Annotated in this window: 5 protein-coding genes and 1 pseudogene; all 6 read left to right on the top strand. The window is 56.2% G+C overall.

Annotated features, from left to right (window positions below):
- Nucleotides 1-394 precede the first annotated feature (394 nt).
- The 6 genes and pseudogenes from PACILC2_RS07915 (at nucleotide 395) to mmsB (ending at nucleotide 8,459) form a co-directional block, all read left to right on the top strand.
- Nucleotides 395-1,414 carry a substrate-binding domain-containing protein gene (locus PACILC2_RS07915; protein WP_213528464.1) on the top strand — a complete coding sequence of 340 codons (1,020 nt, stop codon included), beginning with the start codon at nucleotides 395-397 and terminating at the stop codon, nucleotides 1,412-1,414.
- 21 nt (nucleotides 1,415-1,435) lie between these two features.
- Complete coding sequence (locus PACILC2_RS07910; RefSeq protein WP_213528463.1) at nucleotides 1,436-3,235, top strand: cache domain-containing sensor histidine kinase; 1,800 nt, start codon at nucleotides 1,436-1,438, stop codon at nucleotides 3,233-3,235.
- A 3-nt stretch (nucleotides 3,236-3,238) separates the two neighbouring features.
- Complete coding sequence (locus PACILC2_RS07905) at nucleotides 3,239-4,459, top strand: response regulator (RefSeq protein WP_213528462.1); 1,221 nt, start codon at nucleotides 3,239-3,241, stop codon at nucleotides 4,457-4,459.
- Nucleotides 4,460-4,561: 102 nt separating this feature from the next.
- Nucleotides 4,562-5,686, top strand: a complete 1,125-nt coding sequence (chvE, locus tag PACILC2_RS07900) for a multiple monosaccharide ABC transporter substrate-binding protein (RefSeq protein WP_213528461.1) — start codon at nucleotides 4,562-4,564, stop codon at nucleotides 5,684-5,686.
- Nucleotides 5,687-5,764: 78 nt separating this feature from the next.
- A pseudogene (gene mmsA, locus PACILC2_RS07895) lies at nucleotides 5,765-7,296 on the top strand (multiple monosaccharide ABC transporter ATP-binding protein).
- A complete protein-coding gene (gene mmsB / locus PACILC2_RS07890; RefSeq protein ID WP_213528472.1) occupies nucleotides 7,296-8,459 on the top strand; it encodes a multiple monosaccharide ABC transporter permease in 1,164 nt (387 codons plus the stop codon). Before mmsA ends, mmsB begins: the two are co-directional and overlap by 1 nt.
- Nucleotides 8,460-8,742 lie beyond the last annotated feature (283 nt).

The following is an 8,742-nucleotide window of genomic DNA, read 5'->3' as shown; positions in this document are numbered from 1 at the left end:
GTCGTTTATCCGCAGCTTGTTCGTCTAAAAAGAATAGCAAGCCGCTTGAAGCTGTCCCGGAGGTTGGGTAAACCTGCGGGGCAGCTTTTCTTTTTGTCCCATCAAGGATTAACGCGAAACGAGGACGATTTACATCCTTGACGGCCGGTGAAAAAGTTTTCCAGGCAGGCCTTTCCCGCGATTTTATCGAATTACCAGTAACATGACTTGTGAATGATCATAAGTAGAGCATGATTTTCCCATCGTTCCGACAGCACTTCGAAGCCGTCCTGCAACCGATTTGCAAGCGCTATCATTCGTTTGCCGAAAGCAAAGTCGCTGCCGGTTTAAGAAAAAGCGATCTCAAACCGGTGCTTCGGCATGCCGAAAAATAACCGCTCGAGGAGGTTTTCCCTTGAAAAAGTCTTTGTTGCTGTTCGTGTATGGATTACTGACGTTGTCCTTTTTGCTTTTTCTTTGGCAATACGGCATCCGGAACAGCGGAGAGGACGGCCTTGGCAAGCCGTCCGACGGTCTGGTCGGCGACGTGGAGGAGCAGTACGTGATGGTGACGTTTCAGTCGAACATCGACTATTGGCGGCCCGTTATGAAAGGGTTCGAGGATGCCGCCGCAAAGCTGAATGTCGCGGTCGATTTCCGGGGGGCGACGCAGTACGATCCGATCGAACAAATTACGGTGCTTGAACAGGTGATTGCCAGAAAGCCGGCCGGAATCGCCGTCACGGCGATCGATCCGGAAAAGCTGAACGAAGCGATCGGCAAGGCGGCGAAGGCGGGCATTCCGCTTGTGCTGTTCGATTCGGGAGCGGAAGGAAGCGGCGCGCAGTCCTTTGTCGGAACGGACAACTACCGCGCCGGGGCCGTCGCCGCCCGCGAATTGGCCAGGCGACTCAGCGGCCGTGGAACCGTCGCGGTCATTACGCAGCCAAACCAGTTGAACCACCGGCAGCGGACCGAAGGTTTCCAGGACACGATCGCCAAGGAGTTTCCCGGCTTAAGCATTGTGGAGGTGGCCGACGGGAAAGGGACGATCGACGCCTCCAGGCAAGCGGCCGAAGACATCGTCGCGCGCCATCCGGAACTCGACGGCTTCTTCGCCACGCAAGCCAATGGCGGCGTCGGCATCGGCCAGGCGATGAAGAAGCTGAAGCTGCCTAGCCGCAAGATCGTAATCGGCTTCGATACGGACAAGGGAACGCTGGACATGGTCAAGGACGGGACGATCGACGCCACGCTCGCGCAAGGCACCTGGAATATGGGCTACTGGTCGCTGCTGGGTCTGTTTCATCTGCGGCACGGGATTGTCCAGCCGAGCAGCGAGGAGAAAGGCGGCGTTCACCCGCTCCCTCCCTTTATCGATACCGGCATTACGAACGTCACCCAAGACAACGTCGAGCTTTTTTACGCCAGGTAGACGGGAAAGGAACGGGAAGATATGAACGGATATGAAGGTGTCCCTTTTTTCCAGCGTTTGCAGATGAAGCATTTGCCGATCCGCTACAAGCTGCTTATTCATTTTCTGTTCATCACGATCGTCCCGTCGCTGATGCTCGGCGTCCTGACGGACTGGGTCGTCAATCGGGTCATCGAACGGCAATTGAACGAAAATACGCTGCAGCTCATTGCGAAAGTGAACAAGTCGCTCGAATTTTACATGAGCAGCGCCCAAAACACGACCTATCTCCTTTCCTACAACCCGGAAATTCGCCAGTTTCTGAGCCGGGAACCGCTTGATACGGCCGCCAGAGAGAAAGCGCTGCAATTTCTGCGCGGCTTTCCGACGCTGCAGACCGAAATCGCCGGACTGATGGTCGTCAACGCGAGAGGGGAGTATTTGAGCAACGACATGTACGCCAAAGCTCCGGGAGATCTGACGCTGGAGACATGGTACCAGGAGGCGGTAGCCGCAAGAGGCATATTCAAAATCGTCGGCCATCCGTACAAGCGGAGCGTGACGACGCACGCCAACTACAAGGACAGCGAAGTCGTGTCCGCCGTCAGGGCGATTCTGGACCCGGAGACGCAGAAGGTACTGGGCGTCGTGTTAATCGACCTGAAGCTGCGGGTCGTCGCGGAGACGGCGAAGGATGTTCGCTTGGGCAAAACGGGGGTGCTGATGGTGCTGGACGAAAAAGGCGATCCGATTTATGTGCCGAAGCAGCTCGGGTTTCAAAACATTCCGAACCAATGGCTGAACGGGCAGCTGTCCGGCGAATTCGTGAAATCGGTTAACGGGCGAAAGCTGCAGTTTATTTTCCGGAAATCCCCGTTTACGGGCTGGTCGACGATCGGCGTGTTTTCGACGAAAGAGGCGGCTCCGGAAGCGCGGCGGATCCGTCTGTATGTCGGAACGTTCGTGTTCGTGGTCTGCTTCCTCGGCATAACGGCTTCATTCGCACTGTCGCATTCCATCTCAAGGCCGATTCATCGGTTGATGACGTTTATGCAGCGGGCGGAGGCAGGCGACTTGACGACGCGTTATTGGGGGGACAGCCGGGATGAAATCGGGATGCTTGGCCGCAGCTACACGAGCCTGCTGACCAAAATTAACGATTTGCTGCAATTGACCGAGAAGCAGGAAAAGCAGAAACGGGAAGCGGAGCTCCGCATTTTGCAGGCGCAGATCAAACCTCATTTTCTTTACAATACGCTCGATACGATCCAGTGGATGGCGCGCAAGCAGGGGGCGGAGGATGTCTCCGAGATGGTGCAGTCGCTGTCCCGCCTGTTCCGGATCGGGCTGAGCAAAGGAAACGAATTCGTCCCGCTTGCCGAGGAGTTCGAACATGTCCGCAGCTATTTGCAAATCCAGAAGCAGCGGTACAAAAACAAACTGCAGTATACGCTCGATCTCGATCCGAACATTGCCCATTGCTCCGTGCCGAAGGTCATCCTCCAGCCGATTGTGGAAAACGCCATTTACCACGGTATCAAGGAACGGAGAGGGCCGGGAAGCGTCGCGGTCAAAGGCGAGCGGCAGGGAGACCGCATTGTGCTGACGGTCGCCGACGATGGCGCGGGAATGGACAAGGAAACGCTCGGAGACATTCGCCGCAAGCTGGATCGCGGGACGGACGCGCAAATGGAAACGTCACGTTCCGGGTACGGGCTGGCCAATGTGCAGGCGCGGCTTAAACTGACTTACGGCGCGGAAGCGGCCGATCTGTTCATCGAGAGCGAACGCGGGAAAGGCACGGCGGTCAAACTGGTCTACCCGCTGACGGAGGAGGAATGACCTGTGAATGGATATAAATGGAAGGTTATTATTGCAGACGACGAACCGATCATTCGCGAAGGGCTGCGGGATGCCGTCGATTGGGACGAAATGGATTTTGCCGTGGCCGGCGAGGCGGAGGACGGCGAGGAGGCGCTGGAGCTGGCGCTAGAGTGCAGAGCGGATCTGATGCTCGTGGACTTGAATATGCCGATCATGAACGGCATGGCGCTCATTCAGGAGGTCAGGCGCGAGCTGCCGGACTGCCGGATCGTCATCGTGACGGGGCATGACGAGTTCGGTTATGCGCAGCAAGCGATTCGTTACGGTGTGGACGATTATATTTTGAAGCCGGCAACCCCGGAGCAGCTTGCCGAAGTGCTGCGCGGCATCCGGGATCAGCTGGAGCGTTCCCGGACGCAGGAGAAGCATCTGAAGCTGGCGTCGCAGCAAATTCGCAAAAACATTCCGCTGCTGCGCGAACGGTTCTGCCACGAATGGATCGAGAACGCGATCAGCGTTCAGGAAGTCGAAGAGCAGCTCCGTTTTTTGCTGCTGCCCGACTCGCCCCCGGCGATGGTCGGGATCGTACGCTGGCCGGAAGTGGACTTGGGGCAGTCCGTCCGCTCGGAACGCGACCGGCAGCTTATGCTGTTTGCGATCGAAAATATCGCCGAAGAACTGATCGCCCCGTCCCCGCACGTGCTGTTCCGCGATGATTTCGGATTCATCTGCGCTATCGTATGGGAATCATCCGATACCGCTTTGTTCGCTTCGGTCGAGCAAGCGGTCGTCCGCTATCTGAAGCTGCACGTGGTGGCGCAGGCCGTACCGGTGGAAGGCGGCTTTCGGGGAGTGGAGTCCGCCTATCGGAAAGCGCGGGGAGGCGTATACAAGGAAACGTCGATCTCGCCGGTCGTTCGCAGGGCGCGGCAATATTTGCGCGACCATTATGACGATCCGCAGCTGTCGCTGGAAAGCGTGGCGAAGGCGGTCGGGGTGTCTTCCGTCTATTTAAGCCGCCTGTTCAAGCAAGAGCTGGGCACCACGTTCGTGGCCTTGCTGACGCAGATTCGCATTTCGAAAGCGATCCAGCTGCTCGGGTCGACAAACCGCAGCATCGCGGACATCGCGGAAGCGGTCGGTTACGAATCGCAGCACTATTTCAGCACGGCGTTCAAAAAAGCGGTAGGCGTATCGCCGAACCGTTACCGGAAAGGCGAAGCCGCCGGCGAGGATGCATAAGAAAAGCTATATTTTCTTAAAAAGGTGTCGTTTTAGTCGAAAGACGATGGAAGCGCTGCCATGATAAAGTTTTCTCAGTCAAAACGAAAGGGGAGTTTTGAAGTGAAGAAAACATTACCGGCAGCAGTATGGATCATCGCGCTCGCACTCGTACTCGCGCTCGCCGCTTGCGGAAGCGGCCATGACGGCGGCGCTCAAGGGACCGCTTCGGACGGCTCTTCCGGCGGCAAGAGCGGCGGCAAGGGCACCATCGGGATTGCGATGCCGACCAAGTCGTCGGAACGGTGGGTGAACGACGGCGCCAACATGGTGAAGGAGTTCGAGGCGCTCGGCTACTCGACGGACCTTCAATATGGCGAAGACATTATCGAAAACCAGGTTTCCCAGATCGAAAACATGATCACCAAAGGTGTCAAGCTGCTTGTCATTGCCTCCATTGACGGAGAAGCGCTTACGGACGTCATTCAGAAGGCGGCCGATCAGAATATTCCGGTCATCGCTTACGACCGGTTGATCAAGAAAACCGAGCATGTCAGCTATTACGCCACGTTCGACAATTTCAAGGTCGGCGTGCTGCAAGGCTCCTATATCGAAGAAAAGCTTGGCCTGAAAGAAGGAAAAGGGCCGTTCAACATCGAGCTGTTCGCCGGATCGCCGGACGACAACAATGCGTACTTCTTCTTCGACGGGGCGCTGAGCGTGCTTCAGCCGTACATCGATTCCGGCAAGCTGGTCGTCCGCAGCGGACAGACGAAGTTCGAACAGGCGGCCACGCTGCGCTGGGACGGCGGCGTTGCGCAATCCCGGATGGATAACCTGCTCAGCGCCAACTACACCGCGGAACGGGTCGACGCGGTCCTGTCCCCGTATGACGGCATCTCGATCGGCATTCTGTCCTCTCTCAAAGGCGTAGGCTACGGTTCCGCCGACAAGCCGCTGCCGATCATCACCGGCCAGGACGCGGAGCTGGCTTCCGTCAAGTCGATTATTGCCGGCGAGCAGACGCAAACGGTATTCAAGGATACCCGGGAGCTGGCCAAAGTCGCCGTCAAAATGGCCGATGCGATTCTGAACGGCCAGACGCCGGAAGTCAACGACGAGAAGACGTACGACAACGGCGTCAAAATCGTCCCCTCCTACCTGCTCACGCCAGTATCCGTGGACAAATCCAACTACAAGGAAGCGCTTGTCGACACGGGTTACTATACCGAAGACCAATTGAAATAATGCAGGAAGCTGCGGGCCGGGGTTATTTCCGGCCCCGTTTTAAATCATTTCCTGAAGGAAGAAAGGCCGGGTGACGAGATGATGGACGCGATCCTGGAGATGCGGCGGATTACGAAAACATTCCCCGGCGTCAAGGCGCTGGAGAATGTCAACCTGAAGGTTAGGGCAGGCGAAATTCACGCGCTCTGCGGCGAGAACGGCGCCGGCAAGTCGACGCTGATGAAGGTGCTGAGCGGGGTATACCCGCACGGCTCCTACGAAGGCGAAATTCTGTTCAAGGGCCGGATTTGCCAGTTTAAAGACATCAAGCAAAGCGAACAGATGGGCATCGTCATCATTCATCAGGAGCTCGCGCTCATTCCGTATCTGTCGATTGCGGAAAACATTTTTCTCGGCAACGAGCAGAAGCGCGGCGGTTTTATCGACTGGAACGAGACGTTCGTCAAAACGAAGGCGCTGCTGGAAACCGTCGGTTTGAAGGAGCATCCGAACACATTGATTCAAAGCTTGGGCGTCGGCAAGCAGCAGCTGGTCGAAATCGCCAAAGCTCTGTCCAAAAAGGTGCAATTGCTCATTCTGGACGAACCGACGGCCGCGCTCAACGAAGAAGACAGCGAAAATTTGCTGAAGCTGATCCTGCAGCTTAAAGCGCAGGGCATCTCCTCGATTATCATTTCGCACAAGCTGAACGAAATTGCCAAAGTGGCGGATTCGATCACCATTATCCGGGACGGAAAAACGATTGAGACGTTGGATATGCGGGCGGACCATGTAACCGAAGACCGGATTATTAAAGGGATGGTAGGCCGGGATTTGACGAACCGTTATCCGGAACGAACGCCCGACATCGGAGAAACGATCTTCGAAGTCCGCAACTGGAATGTCTATCATCCGCAGCAGGACCGCAAAGTGATCGACGACGTCCATTTTCATATACGCCGGGGCGAAATTGTCGGCATTGCCGGGTTGATGGGAGCGGGACGAACCGAACTGGCCATGAGTATATTCGGCAGGTCGTACGGCCGCCAGATCAGCGGACAAATCTACAAGAACGGCCGGGAGCTGCGGATTCGCACCGTCAGCGACGCGATCGACAACGGGATCGCCTACGTAACCGAGGACCGCAAGCAATACGGTCTTATTCTGATCGACGACATCAAGCGGAACATAACGCTCGCCAATCTGGTCCGGATTTCCCGCAATACGGTCGTGAACGAAAACGAGGAGTTTGTGGTCGCCGAGACATTCCGCCGGAAAATGAACATCAAAACGCCCTCGGTGCTGCAGAAAACGGGCAACCTGAGCGGCGGCAACCAGCAGAAGGTCGTGCTCAGCAAGTGGATTTTTCCGAACCCGATATCCTCATGCTGGACGAACCGACCCGGGGGATCGACGTCGGCGCCAAATATGAAATCTATACGATTATGAATCAATTGGCCGCGGAAGGAAAGGGCCTGCTGCTCATCTCCTCGGAGCTTCCGGAAATTCTCGGCATGTGCGACCGGATTTACACGATGAGCGAGGGCCGCCTCACCGGCGAAGTCCGGCGCCAGGACGCAAGCCAGGAATTGCTGATGAAATATATGACGAAAGGCAAGGGGAATGAATGATGGACGTCATCAAGAATGTGTTCCGAACGAACATCCGGCAATACGGAATGATCGTCGCGCTGGTGTTGATCACGCTGCTGTTTCAGTTTTTGTCGGACGGCATTTTGCTGAAGCCGCTCAACGTGACGAACCTGATTCAACAGAACAGCTACATTCTGGTGCTTGCCATCGGGATGGTCATGGTGATCATTACCGGCCACATCGATTTGTCTGTCGGTTCGGTCGCCGCATTCGTCGGCGCGCTGTCCGCTATTATGATGGTGGATTACGGCATGCCGTTTTACGCCGCGACGGTGCTGTCGCTGTTGATCGGGGCTGCCGTGGGCGCTTGGCAAGGGTTTTGGGTCGCCTATGTCAGAATTCCGTCCTTCATCGTTACGCTTGCCGGCATGCTGCTGTTCCGCGGCCTCACGATGATCGTGCTGAACGGCCAGTCGATCGCGCCCTTTCCGAAGGCGTTTCAGAAGATCAGCACCGGTTTTCTTCCGGATTTCGGCAGCAACTCCGTTCATATGCTGACGATTGTCGTCGGCGCTGCGCTCTCGCTCGTGACGGTTGTCCAGGAACTCCGCAGCCGGCGCACCCAGCAAAAGTACGGGTTCGACGTGCTGCCGATGCCGTGGTTCGTCCTGAAGCTGGCGGTTATGGTAGCGGTGATCAATATTTTCACGTTTGTCCTTGCCCGGTACAAAGGTATACCATTTATTCTGATTCTGCTGTTCGCGCTTGTCGTGGTATATACGTTCGTGATGAAAAGGACGGTCATGGGGCGGCACGTCTACGCGATCGGAGGCAACGAGAAGGCCGCGAAGCTGTCGGGCGTCAAAACGAAGAAGGTGACGTTCTGGGTTTTCGTCAACATGGGCGCGCTGGCCGCGCTTTCCGGCCTGATCTATGCGGCAAGGCTGAATGCCGCCACGCCCAAGGCGGGCGTCAACTTCGAGCTGGACGCGATTGCGGCGGCGTTTATCGGCGGCGCCTCGGCTTCCGGCGGCATCGGAACGGTCGTTGGCGCCATTATCGGCGGTCTCGTGATGGGCGTCATGAACAACGGGATGTCGCTGATCGGCCTCGGCATCGACTGGCAGCAGGGAATCAAGGGGCTCGTTCTGCTGCTTGCCGTCAGCTTTGACATTTACAATAAAAACAAGAGCGGGGCTTAACGGCATACTGGAACAGCTGAACAAGCGGGCGGTTTCGAGGTCTGGACAGACCGGCGGAACCGCCCGCTTTATTGCGATCCAGGAAGAACTTTCGAAAATATTTTTTTCGAAATAAAACGTAATTGTTGACAGAGGTTAACGTGCAGTCTTATTATAAAATCGAAACAAATCGAAATTATTTAAAATGATTCGTAACTTTTTGACCGCGATTGATCAAGTTCGCGATATCGCGAACATCGATCTCGCGAACTTACGGCGAACGGCGATATCATCAAAGGCGCCG

Source organism: Paenibacillus cisolokensis (assembly GCF_018403665.1).
In the GTDB taxonomy this organism is placed as follows: domain Bacteria; phylum Bacillota; class Bacilli; order Paenibacillales; family Paenibacillaceae; genus Paenibacillus_AH; species Paenibacillus_AH cisolokensis.
Note: the sequence above shows the minus strand (reverse complement) of the source record. Positions and strands in the feature narration are given on the sequence as shown.